Here is a 19,418-nt window from a genome sequence, read left to right as displayed (position 1 = left end):
TTAGGAGGTGAATTTTTTGAAGTACAGAAATATATAAGGAAATGCTTTAAATTATAATCGATAGAATTGATAAATTAAGTAAATATCAGTTATTTTATAATTTACTAAAATAGCATAATTATCTTCTGTAGCTGATAATTATGCGTATATTAAAATATGAGTAATTTTTATTTGAAATATTAGGAGGATTTAAATGAAGTTAAGTATTCAAAAAATTATTATATTATTAATTAATTGTCTTTTAGGCATTACAATTATATTGGGTCCAAGTATAATTACAGGTCATTTTTATAATGTTACTTACTTATTAGGTGGTTTATTAATTAGTGATTTTATTATGAGAACAGTATCATTTATTATTGGAATATTGGTTATTTATGATTCTATAAAAAGATTTACAACTAAGTAATTAAATATAAAAGTTATGTATGGAAGTATTTTTAAAAGATACTTCTATTTTTTATTTTAGTAAAATAGATAAAATATAGAAAACAGCATTATTTCAAATATGTAAATTATTGTATTAAAGTATATTAAAAGGTATTATATTATATAAAAGGAGAGGTTTTGAATGAGTAAAGAGTTAAGATTAGAGCCTATATTAATTAGTGATGCGTTAGAAATAAAAGATATTATGATTAAGATTGTTGAGGATGAGTCTGTAAGATGGTTTAAAAATGGTGATAAACCATATGTACCAGGATATAATTCCATAGAAATGCAAAAATATCATACATGGGATAATAAGTATTATAAAATTATATATGAAAATAATATTGTTGGTGTAGTTCTTATATATACCACAGGAAAAGAGCATGGAAGAATAGATAGGTTCTATATATTACCCGAATACCAAAATTTAGGAATGGGATCTAAGGTTCTTAAATTAGTAGAAAATTTATTTCAAGATATTAGTATATGGACATTAGATACTATTCAGCAAAGTCAAAGAAATCATCATTTTTACGAAAAAAATGGATATAAATTAGTAGGACAAGACTCAGAAGAAAGATATTATTGCAAGAAAAATAATAATATTAATGATAAGATAGAAAAGAAGGTAGAAAGCAAAGATTTTAGCAACAGCAATTTACGTAACTGTGATATAAGTGATGTTGATTTATATAGCTGTAATATGAGTAATTCTAAATTTTCCAATATGGAATTATGCAAAAATACATATGCAAATTCAAACTTAAATAATAGTAGATTTACTAATGATAATATGAGTAACTCAGTATTTGGTGATTCAAATATGAGTAAAGTAGAAATATGTCATGTATCATTAACAGATGCATATATACATGATGTCAATTTAGATGTAGATAAAGAAAATTGTAACATTACTATAAAAAGATGCGATTTAAATCATAGTATGATAATAGATTCTAATCTTCAAAATTTAAATATTGAAAATTGTAATATAGATGGTATGTATATTAACGGCATAGATGTAGAGGAAATGGTTGAAGTTTATAAAAAGTATAAAATGAAGTGATTCTATAAGCTTTACTTATCTTATTAAAAAGGATGTAATAAATAATTTTTATTTTAAAGCAGCTTTAAATAATATTAGACTTTAGCTACTTATAATTCAAGAAAGGGGGAGGGAAAAGATAGAAATAAGTATCAATCTTTTTCTAAAAAATTATGGTTAATGAAAATGTTTTAAGTCAAGTAAAATCAGAAATTGAAAATTATCTATATAAAGAGAATTTTAATGGAGCTATATTAATTTCAATGAAAGACAAAAAATTAATAAGCAAAGGCTTTGGCATGGCAAATTTTGAATTGGATGTTGAAAATACTAATGTGACAAAGTTTCGAATTGGTTCTATAACTAAACAATTTACAGCTGCAGCAATATTACAACTATATGATAAAGGATTGTTAAATTTAACTGATACTTTAGATAAATATATAAATGATTATCCTAAGGGAAAAAATATAACCATTCATAATTTATTAACTCATACAGCAGGAGTCTTTAATTATACCGATATTGAAGAGTTCTCTAACATTATGAGAAAAAGTCATAAGACAATAGATTTAATAAATAACTTTAAACATTTACCTTACGATTTTGAACCAGGAACAAACTATAAATATTCTAATTCAGGATATACTTTATTAGGCGACATTATAGAAAAGATCACTAATAAGACTTATGAGGAATATATTAAAGAGAACTTTTTTAAAAAATTATCAATGAACAATTCAGGATATGATAACAATATTAAAATAATAAAAAATAGAGCTAGTGGTTATGATTTGAAAATTTATAATAATGATGAGCATATTGTAAATTCAAGCTTTATTGATATGAGCGTACCATTTGCTGCTGGCGGATTGTATTCAACTGTTGAAGATTTGTACATTTGGAACAGGGCTTTAATTAATGGAAATGTTATTGATAAATCTCTATTAAACAAAATGACTGAAAGGCATATTTCAGCAGGTAAAGATGGATATTATGGGTATGGTGTATTTATAAATAACTTAAATTTTAATGACAAAATAGTAAAAAGAATATCTCATAGTGGTCGAATACCTGGATTTTTTTCAGCAAACAATATCTTCCCAGATGAGAATGTACAAATAGTTATGATAACTAATATAACTAGTAAACAATTTAAAATCCAAGTAAAAAATGTAGAATCAATTTTATTTAAAAGTATTTAGGTTTAGATAATATCAAGATAATTGATGAGGTTATAATTATATTCAGAAATAAAACACAATAGATTTAATTTAATATAGATGGGGTATATGAGAATATGGATGTAATTGAATGTATATATAAGAGAAGAAGTATAAGAAAATTTATTGATAAAACAGTAGACGATGAAACATTACTAACTTTGATAAAAGCAGGAATGGCAGCTCCTAGTGCATGTAACACACAACCTTGGGAGTATATTATTATTACAGAGGATAATATAAAAAATGAAGTAAGAAAAAGTTTATATTTTGGACAATACAACGCACCGGCAATGATTGTTGTCTGTGGGAATATGAAATTATCAATGTCAGGACCAGTTAGGGATTATTGGATTCAAGATTGCAGTGCCTCCATTGAAAACATTTTATTAGCAGCGACTAGTATGGGGTTAGGTTCAGTTTGGATCGGATTATATCCTGTTGAAAGTGCTGCAAGACCTTTATATAAAATATTAGATTTGCCAGAGGAAGTTATACCACTAGCAGTTATATATTTAGGATATCCAGATGAAGAAAAAGAGCAAAGAACTCAGTTCGATGAAAAATATGTTTACTGGCAAAAGTACGAACATAGAAAACATAAAGCTAGAAAAAAGAATCTTAAATAATTATAAAAGCGTAAAAAACGGACTTAGCATATTGATATCATTAACACCAAAATGGAGATTTCCCTAAGAAAAGGTAGATTTTAAAAAGAAATTTTGAGATGTCTATTTGGGACTAAAGTTTGTCAGAACAGAGCGGACAAGATAATTAAATACTAGTATAATAATATTAGGTTATATGAGACTAACTTTAGTATAAAGTTTTCTGATAAGATTTATAAATAGAATTTTATAGGGGGAATTGTGATGAAAATAACTGTTTTGGTAGAAAATAATACTATTAATCCTAATTGTGAATCTAAGCATGGGTTAAGTTTATATATACAAACTATAAACCATTGTATTCTTTTTGATTTTGGACCGGATGGTTCTACTTTATTGAAAAATGCTGATGTTTTAGGAGTTGATTTATCTAATGTAGATACTGCTTTCCTTTCACACGGACATATGGATCATGGTGGTGGGATGAATACATTTTTAAAGTTAAATGCTAACTCCAAGATTTATACTCGTCCTGATGCTTTTTCAGCACACACAATAAAGGCCTTTGGAAAAGACTATCCTGTGGGAGTAGAACTAGCTTTGAAAAAATCTCCTCAGATACTGTTAACTAAATCAACTCAAGTTATTGATAAAGAGTTACAGGTATTTAGTAGTTCTTGTGGAAATATTCTTAAGCCTATGTTTAATAATACTCTTTATGCTGAAAAAGGTTGTGCTCATGGAGGGGTTATAAACTTGTTAAACAAAGCAGAGGAGTTGCTAGGTCGTTCTGTAGACTTTGTAGTATCTGGATTTCATCTATATGATCCACCTACTAAAAATACTGAGCCCGAAAGTAGAATTGATGAACTAGCTACAGAACTATCTAAACATTCAACAAGTTATTTTACTTGTCATTGCACAGGTGAGACAGCTTTCAATAGACTTCATTCTTTGATGGGAGAGCAAATAAGTACACTTTCAACAGGTAAGGTAATAGAATTATAATTTTTTATATGTTTTTTAGATTTTTTAAGATAACTAAAAGTTTAATATATTGTACAATGGTGAGAAAAAAGTTAAAAATGATGTAAAAATATACAGCATTTTAAAATGTATTTACTAAGATAGATAGGAAAGTGGGGTTCTATGTTGAAAAAGAGTGGTATGGTACAAGATCATGGAATTTTAAATAAAATGGCATGGATTCAAAATCATGATAAAGATGGATATAAAACTATATATAAAATGAATTCCACAAATGGTATAGGAACCATGACGGTTTATAAGGTATTTACTGGTATTGAGTTAATAATTAATGAATTTGAATCTACAACATGTTTGTGTAATGTACCAACCTATGAGAATGTTATAGAAATCAATCACTGTCAAGAAGGCAGACAGGAATGTAAGCTTTTAAATGGCTCTTATTTATATTTAGGTGAAGGTGATATTTCTATTAATACTATGAATAATTGTACTAATACCATGGGATTTCCACTGAAATATTATAAAGGGATTTCTATTTTATTATATCTAGATGAATTTGCAAGAGATGTGCCAGAAATTTTACAAGATATATCTATTGATATTTATGGTTTCAAAGAAAAGTTTTGTATTAATGATGAGTGTTTTGTCATGCGAGCAAATGATAAAATTAAAAATATTTTTTCAGAACTCTACTATGTACCAGAATCTGTTCAGAAAGTATATTTTAAGCTAAAAGTTTTAGAATTACTTGTGTTCTTGAATATAATAGATGTTTCAAAAAAAATCCAAAGAAAATATTATTCTCATCAACAGGTTGAAATTATTAAACAAATTAAAAATATGATTACGAAAAATTTTAAACATAGATATACCATACAAGACCTTGCAAAAGAGTATTGCATTAGCCAAACTATGTTGAAAACATATTTTAAAGGTATTTATGGCACTTCAATGGCAGCATATATGAAAAAATATCGAATGAAACAAGCTGCAATAATGTTAAGAGAAACTCCAAATAGTGTAGCTGATATTGCAATAAGTGTTTCATATGAAAGTCAAAGTAAATTTGCTGCTTCATTTAAAGAAATTATTGGGATAAGTCCTTTGGAATATAGAAAAAAGTGTTTAGCAGATGGAAAAACTTCTTCAAAAATATAGTCATGTCTCTTTCTTATGCATTTGTGGCAAAATAGAGTGGACAACCTTTGAAACTAAAATTAATGTAATTTGTTCAACTCCAATGAGAATTTTATGGCACATTCATTTTGGCACTGAAGTATCGAGTATTCTGTGTTGGTGAATAAAGTAAATGCATAAGCTAGTAATAAGAATGTTTTTTAGAATAACTATAAAATTATAGGAATAAAGAAGAGTATCTTCAACGGTAGAAGATACTCTTTTAATGCATTATAAAATACATTGACAAAAAAAGGTGTCAATGTTACAATTACTTAATATAAAGTATATCATTTTTATTATAACATATTTTAAAACAAAAGTCAATACTTTTAGGGGGATTTTGAAATGGAAAATTCGATTGATTTATTTCAAAGCAATTTACTAGAAAAACAAGTCTTTAATGACATACTTCAGTGTAATGAAATTACACGAGAATATGGATTGAAACTTTCAGAGAAAGATGTAAAAGAAATTATTGATACTAGAAATATAGCGCTTAAAAAAAGCGGAAGAATAGAGTTTAATGGTCAAATTATAAATAAAATTATTACGTCTTTTCGTGATTCACCATATATATCTCAGTATAATTACAGTGAAACAATAAATGAACTTGTAGAAATCTTTTATAACTATAAGAATGAAACTTTAGATTATATAAGTGATGATGAATTAATAGAAATTATGAAGGAAAAGTTTGATAATTATTGTCAAGGATCATTAGAGATTCTAGAAGGAAATGCATTATATAGAATTGCTAACAATATAAAAAGTGGGTTTAAGGATTATACAAATCTTGAGAATGAAAAGGATTGATGAGTTATGGGGAATAATATTCAAAAGTACAACTATTCTATAGATAATAATTTCAGTGCGGAAAGCTTTTTCAAAAATGTTTTACTAACTTGTTATGAGAAAAAGTTACTAGATGATAATACTTTAGCTAGAATATATTATGAAAGAATACAGCTTTTAAGAGTAAAATTAAAATATTACACAAAAGATGAGAGTAGTTCAGTTATGACAGAGGTAGCCGAAAGTATTTTACAATGTATTGATTATACTATAGGAATTTATTTAAAAAACTTTGAGAATATAGAGTTAATAACAGAAGAATTAGAGCATACCAGTTTAGCTGATATGTTAAAAATGGGACAAGATTTAATTAGGAATAAAAAATTAGAGTGTAAGAAATTATTTAAGGAGATTAGGGAAAATAAACTTAAGATTGATAACTATTCTTATAACGACACTGTAGATGATGGTTTTTCTTTATTTTTTAAAGAATATGATGATTTTTTTGCGCCTCATGAAACCCCAGGATGTTCAATAGATTATCAACTTTACATTGATACTATGAACTTTATAGGCATTGATTATGTGTATAATTATTTATATGACTTAAGTTTAGAAAATGAGTTTTGCAATAAATTTGATGTTGGTGAAATTAATAAATTATTAAAGGGTTATGATAAAGAATGTGAATTGTTGCTTATAAATATATTTGAACTAGTACTTATTAATTCACTAGGGTTAATTATATGTAATAAAGATTTAAACAGCCTTAATATTAATAATTTAGATAGAGAGATTATTAAAAACAAGTTGAAAGAATTATCCATAGAGGAATTAAAGGAAGAATTAATAAAGGATGCAAAAATATGCTTAGAAGTTTTAGAGATTAAAAATACAAAATTGATGACTTATATAAAGAAGGGTATTTTAAATATAGCTTTACTTATAAATGAAAGGATAAAACTAAATAAGTTAGATTCAGTATTTATATCCTTTAATGAAGAGGAGCATAATGAAATAATAGAATATACTGATGGCAAAAAAATGTCCAATTCTATATTTAAAAAGCTAACGGAAGAAATTCGAGAGTGCTCTTTAGTGGAAGATAAAATTTCATTAATTAGAAATAATATTAAGAGTCTAGAAGATTTAGTAGATATGCTAAATGCTGATTGTTTATTTGATGATGAATATATTACGTTTTTCAAAAGCTTATCCAAAATGGAAATAGTTCTTTTATCTAAATATATATCAGATTTAAGTTTTGAAGATGAGTATGATAAGGATTTATATGCTGAATTTAATAACTATATTTTGAGTTTAGAGAAAAAAGAACAGGTAGCAATAAATGAACTAAAAGAAAGAATAAATTTATAATATGAAAGAGTATTTAATAAAGCTTAACTTAAGGTTTTGCTACTAGAGTATAGCATAATGTTTCATTAGCATTTATACTATATATTATATAATATTAACATAGCATATCTCAAGGAGGTTTATTGGTACATGAAAAACATATTGACAGAAGAAAATATGAATAAATTAAAAGAAGAATTAGAATATAGAATGACTAAAAAAAGGGCTGAAATAGCAAAGGAAAAATTAGAAGCAGCTGCTCATGGTGATAGGTCAGAAAATGCAGAATATAAAGAAGCTTGCGCAAACTATAGAGAAAATGATAATAGAATTCAATATTTATTAACTATGATTTCAACTGCAACTGTAATAGATGTTCAAAATCAAAATAAATCAGTACTAGGAGTTAATAGTAAATCTAAAGTTAAATTTGTAGAAGATGAATTTGAAACAATTGTATCACTAGTAACTACTATGGATGCACATCCAGAAAATATGCTTATAAGTGTAGAATCAGATTTAGGAAAAGCATTAATGGGGAAAAAAGCTGGAGATGTAGTGGAAGTTGATGCCCCAGGTGAAAAATATAAAGTAGAAATATTAGAAATACTATAAATTTATTTGATTATAGTATAAAGTCTTGGAGAAATCCAAGATTTTTTTATTGCAAATTATTTAAACGTAATTTTAAAAATTGCAATCGCATTAAATTATTTCAAAGAACTAATTTAAATATGTAAATAAATAACATGGATGTGATATAAAATCTATACTATATACTTTCTTTTATAGACTTAACTATTGGATAAGTTACACTTTTAAATCCAAATTTTTTTCTTAAAGTATCAAGTAATACACCAAGTGTAAATGAAGATTCCGTGGATATTTTCAGTGAAAACTCATAATATCCTGTAACACAATGACATTCATCAATATCTTCACATTGATTTACAAAATCAAAAAAACTTTGCTCTATAATTTTATTTTTAGATGAAAGCAAACAAATACAAATTAAATTTTTATTAATAGTTTTAGGATCTATTAATGTTAAATAACCTCTAATACAACCGGTTTCTTCTAATCTTTTCATTCTAACACTAACGGCAGGTTGAGATAGATTTACTTTTTTACTAAGTTCCTTTATAGAGATTCGTGCATTTTTTTCTAAATGTTTCATTATTTCATAGTCAATTTTATCCATTAATATATCTCCTATATGACAAAAAAATATAAAGTTTTTTAATATAATTTGTAATTATATTTTGTTTAAAAGTTAAAAAATAAATTATTATTTGTATTTATTATATAATATTTACCTTAAGCTTACAATCATATAGAATGTAAACAAATAAAAAATATTGAGAAGATTTTAAATTTTAAATAAAAATTTTATTACTAAATTGGAGGGGTATCTATGGAAAATTCAAATAAAAAAATTTTACTAACTGGCGGAACACAAGGAATTGGAGAAACTACAGTACATTTGCTTGCTAAAATGGGCTATGAAGTTCATATTACCTATAGAAGTTCTTCAGAAAAAGCAAAAAAGTTAACAGAGCAATATTCAGGAAAAGTATTTGCATATAAGTTAGACCAAGGAGACCCAGAAGCTATAAAAAAAGCAGAATTTTTAACTAAACATTCATGGGATGGAATTATCTTTAATGCAGCTTTAGGGTCAGGAACAGTAAAAGATTATGCAAAGGATGATGATAATTTAGGTTTTGAAAGAGACGAGGCAATGTTTAAGGTTAATGCTCTTGGTCCACTTTGGATATATAAAGTTGTAAAAGAAAACTTATTAAAGAAAGAAAGTAAGAGTAAACTAATATTTATTTCATCTGTAGGTGGTGGATTAGCAGCCTTCCCTTATTTTACATTAAGTGATGGAATGAGTAAATCAGCAGTAGCATTTTTAGGAAAACAATTAGCTGCTGAAAATACACATACTTTAATAGATGTTTTTGTAGTTTGTCCTGGTGCAACAGAAACTCCAATGTTTGTATCTAGCACATTATCTAAAATGTCACATGAAGAAAGAAAGAAATTTGACCTTGCCCAATCAAAACAACGTCTAATTCAACCAGATGAAATTTCTTATTGGATAGAAAAGTTGTTAAGAGAAGAATCTACTGTATTACATGGAGCAGTTATTGATGCTACCATGGGACTTGCATCAAGACCAGGAATACAAACAGAGGCAGGATTAAGTCACTAAATTTTAAAATATCATACAGCTATAAAGAGTATTTTACAAAAAATTAAAGGGGTGTATATAGAATGTCGTTATCAAAAAGAGGAATGGCCAATGTTAAAGATATGTCTCCACTTATGCATGCTGATTTTAGTACGAGAGACAAACGATACAATCCTGTAACAAGAAAAGATGGATATATAAATTTAGGAACAGCAGAGACACATTTAATTGATGATGAAATTATAAATTTATTATATAAATTACAAAATACAATGAATATAAAGCCAAATCATCTTCACTATGATTTCTTTTATGGAAGTAAGGATTTTAGAACAGCAATAGCTAATCATTGGCAAAAAGTTATTTTTGAAGATGAAAATTATAGAAAAATTACTGCAGACAATATAATTGTAGGCTCAGGATGTTCTTTAGCATTAGAAATGTTAGCAACAATGTTAGGCGATCCAGGGGATGTCTTTTTAGTTCCAGCTCCATATTATTCAGGTTTTGAAGATGATTTCTCAGAAAGAGCAAAAATAGAGTTAGTTCCAGTCCATTGTGGAGAAAATATGGATAAGGATGTATTTGAAAAAGTATATAATGAAGAAATTTTAAAGGGTAAAAAAGTTGTGGGAGTGCTTTATTCATCTCCAAATAATCCAACAGGAACTGTTTATTCAGAAGATGCCATAAAAAATGTAATCGATTTTAGTATTAGTCATAATCTTGATATTGTTTCAGATGAAATCTATGGTCAAACCATTCATGATCCAAATACAAAATGGATTAGTACTTTAAAATTAGTTCCAGATAATTATATTGAACATGTACATGTTACTAGTAGTTTTGCAAAAGATTTCGCTCTTTCAGGGTTTAGAACAGGTTTTGCTATTTCATTTAATAAAGACTTAATAAAAGGCATGCAAAACTTAGCGTATTACTCAGGCGTGTCTACACATACACAAGGATTGTTGACAGAATTATTAAAATCATCAGAGCTTCCTAAATTAATGGAAGATAATAAAAAACAATTACACATAAGTTATCAAAGAATAGAAACTGCTCTAAACAAATTAGATATTAAAACCAAAAAAGCTCAGGGAGGTATATTTATATTTGCTAATTTTGCAAAATATCTAGAAGAACAAACATTTGAAGCTGAAAACAAATTATGGGAAAAAATGTTTTGTGACTTAAAATTAAATATTTCTCCAGGTAGAATATTTGCAACTAATGAACCTGGGTGGTTTCGAATATGTTATGCATTAGAACCTTCAATAATTGAAGAAGTTATAAGAAGACTTAGTACATTAAAATAAAAATTTGGGGTAGTACTCAATTATTACTTCAGTTAGTACGCTAACCACTGTTATCTAAAGGATGTTTTAACCAGTGTATAGATACTAATATAGTGGTTAGCGTATTTATTAAGAAGATATAAAGGTATATTTATTTGCATAATTTAAGGGGGTTAACTCTATGGTAATTAAAAAAAGAAGTAAATGGACTAACTTTTTATTATTGTATTTAGGCGGTGTGGTAATATCTTTAAGTCAATTAAAAATAATTCCTATACAAAATGAAATAGTAGACGTGATGGGGTTCTCACTTTCATCAATTTCATGGTTGATGTCTATATTTACTCTATCTGGAATATTTCTATCAATTCCCGGTGGACGTTTGGTTACGAAATTTGGACCTAAAAAATTACTTGTTTTTTTAATGTTGTCTGTTATTTTAGGAAATAGCATAGGTTTTATTTCTAATAATTTTACATTAATGCTATTTTCAAGATTAATAGAAGGAATTGCATTTTCAATGATTATAATGGTTGGAATTGTATTTATAAATGAATGGTTTAAAGATGGAAATAGAGGGTTGGCTACTGGAATTTGGGGTACTTTTTCAGCGGCAGGTTCTTTATTAGCTATGAATATATTTTTGCCAATGGTAAAAAAATATGGAATAAAAAGTCCATGGATGTTTATTGTTATTATTTCCATAGTATTGTTTATTATATATTTTTTTAAGATAAAGGATATTCATGAAAATGAAGAAGAAACTATAAGTAAAAATGACGAGAATATGTTTAAAGAGGCAATCACAAATAAATATATATGGATTTTAGCAATTGCACAAGGGTGTATGGCATTAGTACTTTTTACATTCATAAATACTTTCCCGTTAATATATAGTCAAAAATATGGAATTAATAGCTTTGTTGCAAATAGATATGCTAGTTACTTTGGATTATTTGGAATCCCTTTTGGAGCTATAGCTGGGTATTTAATTGATAAAACTAAAAAAGGATCATTAATAACAGTATGTTCTTTTTTTATAATGACAATAGCTGTTATATACGTCAATTATTTAACAGATGCAAAGAGTATCATTCTTCAGTTATTATTACTTTCAGCAGGTACTGGACTTTCCTCTGCTTGTGTAATGATTATTGCACCAAATATTATTAAAAATAAAAAACTTATTGGTGTAAGCATATCATTTATCAATTTTATTTACTATATAGGTATATTTGTAGGAACACCTATAATTATAAAAGCAGTGGAAATAACAAAATCATGGACAAGAGGTATATATATTCTTGTAATCATTAGTTTAATTGGTTTTTTGAATGTATTTACTTTTGCATTGCTTATGAAAAAGAAATCTATAAAAAATGTTAATTTAGGAGGAATTTGCAATGAAGATAAAAGCGGCAGTTGTTAATACAAAAGGTGGACCTTTTGTATTTGAAGAGATTGACCTTGCAGAGCCAAAAGATGATGAACTACTTGTTAAAGTAGTAGCAAGTGGTATATGTCATACTGATGAATTCGGTAGACAAGGTGGTATAAATCAAAAGTTCCCGGCTGTTTTTGGTCATGAAGGGGCAGGAATTATTGAAAAAGTTGGGTCAGAGGTAAAAAATTTTCAAGTAGGTGACCATGTAGTTTTTTCATACGGATACTGTGGAAATTGTGCAGCTTGTAGAAGTGGTAAACCTTTTTACTGTGATCATTACAATGAAATAAATTTTGGTGGAACTGCAGCTGATGGAAAAAGTAGATTAAGTAAAAATGGTGAAGATATAGCAATGTTCTTTGCACAATCTTCTTTTGCTACACATTCAGTAATTAATAATAGAAGTGCAATTAAAGTTGATAAAGATGTTAATTTAGAAATAGCTGCACCACTTGGTTGCGGTATACAGACAGGAGCTGGAACAATCACTAATATAATAAAACCTAGTATAAACTCTACAATTGCAGTTTTCGGAATGGGAGCAGTTGGACTTAGTGCAATTATGGCCGCTAATATGGAACACTGCAAAGAAATTATAGCAATTGGTGGTAACAGTAAAAGCTTAGAACTTGCAAAAGAACTTGGTGCTACTCATACAATTAATAGAAAAGAAGTAGATGACATAGTTAAATCAATTCATGAAATAGTTCCAGGAGGTGTAGATTATTGTATAGACACTAGTGGATTTGGACCTATGATAGGAAAAGCTATTAAAGCATCTTCTTTTAATGGTTCAATATTTGTATTAGGTTCTAGTGGAATAATTGATTCCTTTAATATTGGAGAAGATATTTTAATGAATATGAGGACTTTACGTGGAACATGTGAAGGTGAATGTATTGCTCAAGTATATATACCAGAAATAATTAGAATGTATAAAGAAGGAAGATTTCCTATTGATAAAATTATTACTGTTTATGACTTTGAAGATATAGAACAAGCATTTAAAGATTCTCATGATGGAAAAGTAATAAAACCAGTTATTCGTATATCAAAATAAATAGCAAAAATTTAAATATAATACTTATTGTTTAAAAAATATTAGAATACAAAATATATAACTTAACTTAAAACTCTATAGATTAAAGAAACTGTTGCCAAACTAACTAAATGTTAGAAAAGCAATAGTTTCTTTTTATGTTTAATTATATGGTTAAAGATATAATACACAAGTATTATAAGATAATATTTTTAAAAATAGAGATATGATTAGAGAAAATGTTATGAGTTTTAGTGGCAATGTCAGAGGTATAGTAGTTAGGTATGTATAGAATTAGCATATATTTATATGTTATAATACTTTTGTAATTTAATTCATATAGAGAAATGAGATTAAATTTAGATTTATTCAATGCCTTTAAAGTAATTTTATACAAAATGTAATGATATACTTGCAGAAATTGCAGTGTATAGAAGATAGTAATTTATATGGCATGAACGGAATTTAAATTAATGATAAATAAAATACAACAAATAAAAATGTTGAATTTTTAACGTTTGGGATATAAATAAACATTTCAAAACGGATATGAAATAGAATTAGATAAAAATACAAGAAATAACGAAAGAAGAGTTCTTTCATAATTTATATCTTAATTTTAGTAAGTGAATTGAGCAAAACAAAATTAAAACTAGTAAAAATGCTGTTCATTAAACTTAAAAAAAGATATAAATAGTAGTTATACATAATTAGAGGAGGATATAGTATGAAAATTTCAAAAGAAGACGCGTTAAAATGGATTGAATTTTTTTCAATGTTACCAGAAGATGAGGAACTTATGGTAAAACAACAAGAAATTGTTTACGCTACATTTGCACAAATTGAAAAGGCAATTGATCATAGAAATAATATATTAATGTCAGAAATTAAAGGGTTAAAAACTCTAGAGAATAGAACTTTTTTCGTAGGAAATGAAAATAAATTTTCTAAAGGATGTCATTCTTGTCTTAAAGGAACTGGCTTAAGTGCCATTAGAAAAACAAATAAATGTAACATAGAGTGTAAGTTTTGTTACAATTATGGTGATTTAGATAACATTCCACCAATTGGTGAAGGTATGTGGGAAATTGGTGGTACAAAATTTTACGAAAAGGATATTGAGTTACTTCTTTCTATACATAACAAACCTACTGGTATCTCTTATGTTTATTTAGAACCATTTATGGAAATTGAAAAATACTATTCAGTTGTAAAGAAATTTAGTGATGCGCAAATCCATCAACATTTATATACAAATGGGATTTTGGCTACAGAAGAAACATTAAAAGCTTTAGGTGAAGCTGGTCTTGATGAGATACGTTTTAATTTAGGTGCATCTAATTGTTCAGATAAAGTTATCGAAAACATCAAAATAGCAAAAAAATATATTAAAAGTGTTGGTATTGAAACTCCAATGACTCCTGAATTTTTTGAAGTATTCTTTAAGAAAAAGCAAGCAATTTTAGACACAAAACTTGACTTTATAAATTGTGCAGAATTACATTTAAATGAGAATAACATAGATAACTATTTTGGAGAAAACATGTATATTTCTAGACATGGTTATATTTCTCCAATTTGGAGCAGAGAATTAACTTTCAAATTAATGAAAGTGGCTGATGAAGAAAATTGGGATTTAGCAGTTCATGATTGTTCAAACCATACAAAATTTGCTAGAGATTTAAATTTAAGTAGTAAAGAAGGTAAATGGTTTGGAGCAAGTCCGTACGCTTGTGAGTTCCCTAGAATACCATATGAGGCATTTTTACCAATATTACGTGATGACAATTTCAAATTTTTATGTGAGGAAGAATTACCTAACGGTTATAAACCAGGAGAGTTACTTTTTTAGATAATTTTAATTTTTATTGTCCAAGGAATATAAAAAAATACAGTTATAGTTGAATAAAGAATTATAAATTAAAACCCAGTTATAATGATTATAACTGGGTTTTAAGTTTGAATAATATAGTAAGCTATCTCTAAAAGCAAGCTCAATATAATTAAGGTTTTAAAAGACCTTTTTTATTTTTAGTATTTTTCAGGATTGTTCAACAATAAGAAAAAGAAAGGTAATAGCCTTGAAATTTTTTTAATAGACTATATAGGACTATAATTACAAAACAATTGATTCTGTAAAACATATTTATTATACGGCTTTCATATAAGTAAAAAAGATTTGTAGAATATGTTTAAGGTTAAGAAGCTCTAATTACAAAAATTCATTAAAGAAGAATATTTATATATTATTTTAATTTAAAGGAGGTATATTTATGCTATTTAAGACTATGGAACAACATGAAAAGTTGAGGATGAAAATAAGAGAGTTTGCTGAAGAAGAAATTAAACCTATTTCATTTATGTTAGATCAAGAAAATAAATTCCCTTTGGAGCAAATTCATAAGTTGGCTGATATAGGTATGATGGGCATACCATATTCAAAAGAGTATGGCGGAGCAGGTTTAGATGTAATTAGCTATGCTATTGCTGTTGAAGAGTTATCAAGAGTAGATGGTGGCACAGGAGTAATTCTTTCAGCTCATACATCTTTAGGTGCATATCCAATTTCTGCTTATGGGACAGAGGAGCAGAAGCAAAAATATTTAGTTCCACTTGCAAAAGGGGAAAAAATTGGAGCCTTTGGTCTTACGGAAGAAAATGCTGGCAGTGATGCTGGAGGTACAGAGACCACAGCTGTTTTAGAAGGGGATCATTATATTTTAAATGGAGAAAAGATTTTTATAACTAATGCAGGTGAGGCTGACATTTATATTATTTTTGCAGTTACTACACCAGATATAGGTACCCGTGGTATTAGTGCTTTTATTGTAGAAAAGGACTGGGAAGGTTTTAGCTTTGGTAAACATTATGATAAGATGGGTATTCGTTCTTCTGCCACTGGAGAATTGATTTTCAATGAGGTAAAAGTCCCTAAAGAAAATCTATTAGGCAAAGAAGGAGATGGCTTTAAAATTGCTATGTCCACATTGGATGGTGGCCGTATTGGTATTGCAGCTCAGGCTCTTGGCATTGCTCAAGGCGCATACGAACATGCACTTGAGTATTCAAAAGAAAGAATTCAATTTGGTAAACCTATTTGCCAGCAACAGATTGTTGCTTTTAAGTTAGCAGATATGGCTACAAAGCTTAGAGCAGCAAGATTACTTGTTTATAGTGCTGCAGAGCTTAAGGAAAATCATGAACTTTACGGTATGGAAGCTGCTATGGCAAAACAATATACTTCAGATGTTTGTCTTGAGATTGTGAGCGACGCTCTTCAAATATTTGGTGGAAGCGGCTATATGAAAGGTATGGAAGTTGAACGTGCTTATAGAGATGCTAAGATTTGTACAATATATGAAGGAACTAATGAGATTCAACGCGTTGTTATAGCTGCCAATATAATAGGTAAAATGCCAAAAACTAAGAATGCAGGTGAAACTTATAAAAATAAATCTGCTACTACAGGTTATCGTAAAAAATTGATTTTCAAAGAAGGAACTGCTAAGGAAAGAGTAGATGCTCTTGTAAAAACTCTTAAGGAAGATGGTTATGATTTCACAGTTGGAATTTCTATAGATACTCCTATAAATAAAGCTGAAAGAGTAGTCAGTGCAGGACTCGGCATAGGAGAAAAAGAAAATATGAAACTTATAAAAGATTTAGCAGTTCAAGCTGGTGCAGCCATAGGTTCTTCTCGCCCAGTAGCAGAAACACTTAAATATGTACCATTGAATAGATACGTTGGTATGTCTGGCCAAAAATTTAAAGGGAATTTGTATATTGCTTGCGGTATTTCAGGTGCAATTCAACATTTGAAAGGTATAAAGGAAGCTTCTACAATTGTTGCTATAAATAATAATCCTAATGCAAAAATTTTCAAAAATTCAGATTACGGAATTGTTGGAGACTTAATGGAAATATTACCATTGCTTACTGAGGCCTTTGATAACGGAGAACCAAAAAAAGCAGCACCACCAATGAAAAAAATGAAAAGAGCTGTTCCAAAAGAGACCCATCCAACTTGGAAACATTATGTATGTAATGGATGCGGTTATGAATATGATCCTAGCTTAGGAGATTCTGAAGGTGATATAAATCCAGGAACAACTTTTGAAAAAATACCTGAGGATTGGACCTGCCCTGCTTGTGGTGAGGGAAAGGATATGTTTATAGAAGTTTGATTTTCTAAAAATAAATATAATAATGTGCTTTTAACGCAAAGGGGGATTAATACTATGTATTGTGTTAGAAATATAACTGAAGATCTTTATTGGGTTGGTGGTAATGACCATCGACTTGCTCTATTTGAAAATATTCATCCCATTGAGAAAGGGGTTTCATATAACTCTTACTTACTTTTAGATGAGAAGACAGTATTGTTTGATACAGTTGATTGGTCAATTTGCCGTCAATTTCTTGAAAATATTAAAGGGGTTTTAGGAGATAGGGATTTAAATTACATGGTAATCAACCATATGGAACCAGATCATGCAGCTTCCATTGAAGAAATTATTCTTCGTTATCCAAATGTAAAGATTGTATGTACTGAAAAAGCTTCCCTGTTTATGCATCAATTTGATTTTAATGTTCAAGACAGGGTAATAACAGTTAAAGAAGGAGATAGTATGTCCTTCGGAAAACATAAGGTTGCATTTATGTTTGCTCCAATGGTACATTGGCCAGAAGTTATGGTAACATTTGATACTACTAATGGTGTGTTATTTGCTGCTGATGCCTTTGGTACTTTTGGTGCATTGGATGGTAAAATGTTTAACGATGAAGTAAATTTTGATAGAGATTGGATTGATGAGGCTAGAAGATATTATACAAATATTGTAGGTAAGTATGGTACTCAAGTTCAAGCTCTTTTAAAGAAAGCAAGTACTCTTGATATTAAAACTATATGCCCATTACATGGACCAGTATGGCGTAGTGATTTAGGATATTTTTTAGATAAATATGATAAGTGGAGTAGATATGAACCTGAAGAAAAGGGAGTAATGATTGTTTATGGAACAATGTATGGAAATACAGAAGATGCTGCTAATAATTTAGCAACAGAGTTAGTTAAAAAAGGAATAACTAATGTGGTTATGTATGATGTTTCAAAAACTCATGTTTCATATTTAATTTCTGAAACATTTAAATACAGTCATATAGTTCTTGCTTGCGTAACTTACAACTTAAATATTTATCCACCAATGTTAGCATACCTGATGGATATGAAAGCACTAAATGTTCAAAAACGTACTTTTGCTCTTATAGAAAATGGTTCTTGGGCTCCTCAATCAGGAAAATTAATGCGTAAACATTTAAGTGATATGAAAGAAATAACTATTTTAGATAACGATATATCAGTGAACTCCAGCGTGAAAGAACAGGATAAGGATTCAATTGCTGACGTTGTTAATAGTATTATTCAGTCAATGAAATAATTTTATAAAAATATAAATTTAGGACCAATTCATGGACAATTTTGATGAGTTGGTCTTTTTGATATATATGTTAATGATTATATTTATCAAGAACAAAAGAAAGTGTTATATTATCAAGTGATGATGGCATAAGGTCACCGGATGGTCTAGTATTAGAATTTAGGATTGGGTTATTAGATAGATTTTCAGATTATAGATCAGTCATAATATGTATTGATGAAGTGCTTAAGTAAAATTATTAGGCAAATAAAAATGCACTATTAATTCTTCAATGAATTCATAGAAAAATTCATTGAAGAATTAAGAACATTCCTGTTTATTATTTAAAACGGAGTTTGCAAAAAAATGCACCTCCTTGTATTATGAAGTTGTTAATC

General features: G+C 27.9%; 17 protein-coding genes. 16 read left to right on the top strand and 1 reads right to left on the bottom strand.

Translation table 11 applies throughout. The features are described 5' to 3' along the window. The first annotated feature begins 193 nt into the window (after window positions 1–193). The 9 genes from AZI32_RS12985 (at window position 194) to AZI32_RS12945 (ending at window position 8,240) form a co-directional block, all read left to right on the top strand. Window positions 194–409, top strand: coding sequence for a hypothetical protein (locus AZI32_RS12985; protein ID WP_061996242.1), 216 nt, complete (start codon window positions 194–196; stop codon window positions 407–409). A 162-nt stretch (window positions 410–571) separates the two neighbouring features. Beyond that, window positions 572–1,498 carry a GNAT family N-acetyltransferase gene (locus AZI32_RS12980; RefSeq protein ID WP_061996241.1) on the top strand — a complete coding sequence of 309 codons (927 nt, stop codon included), beginning with the start codon at window positions 572–574 and terminating at the stop codon, window positions 1,496–1,498. Between the two features lie 152 nt (window positions 1,499–1,650). Beyond that, window positions 1,651–2,682, top strand: a complete 1,032-nt coding sequence (locus tag AZI32_RS12975; protein WP_061996240.1) for a serine hydrolase domain-containing protein — start codon at window positions 1,651–1,653, stop codon at window positions 2,680–2,682. A 95-nt stretch (window positions 2,683–2,777) separates the two neighbouring features. After that, window positions 2,778–3,329: a nitroreductase family protein gene (locus AZI32_RS12970; protein WP_061996239.1), complete on the top strand. Its 552-nt coding sequence runs from the start codon at window positions 2,778–2,780 to the stop codon at window positions 3,327–3,329. Window positions 3,330–3,572: 243 nt separating this feature from the next. Next, window positions 3,573–4,316, top strand: a complete 744-nt coding sequence (locus tag AZI32_RS12965) for an MBL fold metallo-hydrolase (protein WP_061996238.1) — start codon at window positions 3,573–3,575, stop codon at window positions 4,314–4,316. A 141-nt stretch (window positions 4,317–4,457) separates the two neighbouring features. Continuing rightward, window positions 4,458–5,456 carry an AraC family transcriptional regulator gene (locus AZI32_RS12960; RefSeq protein ID WP_082761253.1) on the top strand — a complete coding sequence of 333 codons (999 nt, stop codon included), beginning with the start codon at window positions 4,458–4,460 and terminating at the stop codon, window positions 5,454–5,456. 366 nt (window positions 5,457–5,822) lie between these two features. Then, window positions 5,823–6,290: a DUF6323 family protein gene (locus AZI32_RS12955; protein WP_010297307.1), complete on the top strand. Its 468-nt coding sequence runs from the start codon at window positions 5,823–5,825 to the stop codon at window positions 6,288–6,290. 6 nt (window positions 6,291–6,296) lie between these two features. Then, window positions 6,297–7,646 (top strand): DUF6179 domain-containing protein, encoded by a 1,350-nt coding sequence (locus tag AZI32_RS12950; RefSeq protein ID WP_061996237.1) that lies wholly within the window; start codon window positions 6,297–6,299, stop codon window positions 7,644–7,646. A 129-nt stretch (window positions 7,647–7,775) separates the two neighbouring features. Further along, entirely contained in the window at window positions 7,776–8,240 is a 465-nt protein-coding gene (locus tag AZI32_RS12945) for a GreA/GreB family elongation factor (protein ID WP_061996236.1), read from the top strand. A gap of 157 nt (window positions 8,241–8,397) precedes the next feature. On the opposite strand, the gene AZI32_RS12940 is transcribed toward AZI32_RS12945, so the two are convergent. Beyond that, window positions 8,398–8,826 (bottom strand): Lrp/AsnC family transcriptional regulator, encoded by a 429-nt coding sequence (locus AZI32_RS12940; protein ID WP_010297296.1) that lies wholly within the window; start codon window positions 8,824–8,826, stop codon window positions 8,398–8,400. 213 nt (window positions 8,827–9,039) lie between these two features. Here AZI32_RS12940 and AZI32_RS12935 point away from each other — a divergent pair, with 213 nt between their 5' ends. From AZI32_RS12935 to AZI32_RS12905, 7 genes are all read left to right on the top strand, one after another. Then, the gene (locus AZI32_RS12935) at window positions 9,040–9,843 is read left to right on the top strand and encodes an SDR family oxidoreductase (protein WP_061996235.1); all 804 of its coding nucleotides are present in this window, start codon (window positions 9,040–9,042) and stop codon (window positions 9,841–9,843) included. A 62-nt stretch (window positions 9,844–9,905) separates the two neighbouring features. Then, window positions 9,906–11,141 carry an aminotransferase class I/II-fold pyridoxal phosphate-dependent enzyme gene (locus tag AZI32_RS12930; RefSeq protein WP_061996234.1) on the top strand — a complete coding sequence of 412 codons (1,236 nt, stop codon included), beginning with the start codon at window positions 9,906–9,908 and terminating at the stop codon, window positions 11,139–11,141. Between the two features lie 160 nt (window positions 11,142–11,301). Beyond that, window positions 11,302–12,549, top strand: a complete 1,248-nt coding sequence (locus AZI32_RS12925; RefSeq protein ID WP_061996233.1) for an MFS transporter — start codon at window positions 11,302–11,304, stop codon at window positions 12,547–12,549. After that, entirely contained in the window at window positions 12,524–13,624 is a 1,101-nt protein-coding gene (locus AZI32_RS12920) for an NAD(P)-dependent alcohol dehydrogenase (RefSeq protein WP_061996232.1), read from the top strand. The genes AZI32_RS12925 and AZI32_RS12920 overlap by 26 nt, the downstream gene beginning before the upstream one ends. 706 nt (window positions 13,625–14,330) lie before the next feature. Then, window positions 14,331–15,455: a radical SAM protein gene (locus tag AZI32_RS12915; RefSeq protein ID WP_061996231.1), complete on the top strand. Its 1,125-nt coding sequence runs from the start codon at window positions 14,331–14,333 to the stop codon at window positions 15,453–15,455. A gap of 421 nt (window positions 15,456–15,876) precedes the next feature. Beyond that, window positions 15,877–17,787, top strand: a complete 1,911-nt coding sequence (locus tag AZI32_RS18045) for an acyl-CoA dehydrogenase family protein (protein WP_082761252.1) — start codon at window positions 15,877–15,879, stop codon at window positions 17,785–17,787. Between the two features lie 54 nt (window positions 17,788–17,841). Beyond that, entirely contained in the window at window positions 17,842–19,041 is a 1,200-nt protein-coding gene (locus AZI32_RS12905; RefSeq protein ID WP_061996230.1) for an FprA family A-type flavoprotein, read from the top strand. Window positions 19,042–19,418 lie beyond the last annotated feature (377 nt).

The organism is Clostridium sp. ATCC 25772, from assembly GCF_001573875.1.
GTDB classification, from domain to species: domain Bacteria; phylum Bacillota; class Clostridia; order Clostridiales; family Clostridiaceae; genus Clostridium_J; species Clostridium_J senegalense.
The sequence above is the reverse complement of the archived record's forward strand: the minus strand, read 5'-3'. Positions and strand labels throughout refer to the sequence as shown.

Bases quoted from the DNA above. Each gene is read 5' to 3' on its own strand.
- AZI32_RS12960 (WP_082761253.1), top strand. From the start codon at position 4,458: ATGTTGAAAAAGAGTGGTATGGTACAAGATCATGGAATTTTAAATAAA.
- AZI32_RS12905 (WP_061996230.1), top strand. From the start codon at position 17,842: ATGTATTGTGTTAGAAATATAACTGAAGATCTTTATTGGGTTGGTGGT.
- AZI32_RS12945 (WP_061996236.1), top strand. From the start codon at position 7,776: ATGAAAAACATATTGACAGAAGAAAATATGAATAAATTAAAAGAAGAA.
- AZI32_RS12955 (WP_010297307.1), top strand. From the start codon at position 5,823: ATGGAAAATTCGATTGATTTATTTCAAAGCAATTTACTAGAAAAACAA.
- AZI32_RS12930 (WP_061996234.1), top strand. From the start codon at position 9,906: ATGTCGTTATCAAAAAGAGGAATGGCCAATGTTAAAGATATGTCTCCA.
- AZI32_RS12925 (WP_061996233.1), top strand. From the start codon at position 11,302: ATGGTAATTAAAAAAAGAAGTAAATGGACTAACTTTTTATTATTGTAT.
- AZI32_RS18045 (WP_082761252.1), top strand. From the start codon at position 15,877: ATGCTATTTAAGACTATGGAACAACATGAAAAGTTGAGGATGAAAATA.
- AZI32_RS12950 (WP_061996237.1), top strand. From the start codon at position 6,297: ATGGGGAATAATATTCAAAAGTACAACTATTCTATAGATAATAATTTC.
- AZI32_RS12935 (WP_061996235.1), top strand. From the start codon at position 9,040: ATGGAAAATTCAAATAAAAAAATTTTACTAACTGGCGGAACACAAGGA.
- AZI32_RS12965 (WP_061996238.1), top strand. From the start codon at position 3,573: ATGAAAATAACTGTTTTGGTAGAAAATAATACTATTAATCCTAATTGT.
- AZI32_RS12940 (WP_010297296.1), bottom strand. From the start codon at position 8,826: ATGGATAAAATTGACTATGAAATAATGAAACATTTAGAAAAAAATGCA.
- AZI32_RS12915 (WP_061996231.1), top strand. From the start codon at position 14,331: ATGAAAATTTCAAAAGAAGACGCGTTAAAATGGATTGAATTTTTTTCA.
- AZI32_RS12975 (WP_061996240.1), top strand. From the start codon at position 1,651: ATGGTTAATGAAAATGTTTTAAGTCAAGTAAAATCAGAAATTGAAAAT.
- AZI32_RS12920 (WP_061996232.1), top strand. From the start codon at position 12,524: ATGAAGATAAAAGCGGCAGTTGTTAATACAAAAGGTGGACCTTTTGTA.
- AZI32_RS12970 (WP_061996239.1), top strand. From the start codon at position 2,778: ATGGATGTAATTGAATGTATATATAAGAGAAGAAGTATAAGAAAATTT.
- AZI32_RS12985 (WP_061996242.1), top strand. From the start codon at position 194: ATGAAGTTAAGTATTCAAAAAATTATTATATTATTAATTAATTGTCTT.
- AZI32_RS12980 (WP_061996241.1), top strand. From the start codon at position 572: ATGAGTAAAGAGTTAAGATTAGAGCCTATATTAATTAGTGATGCGTTA.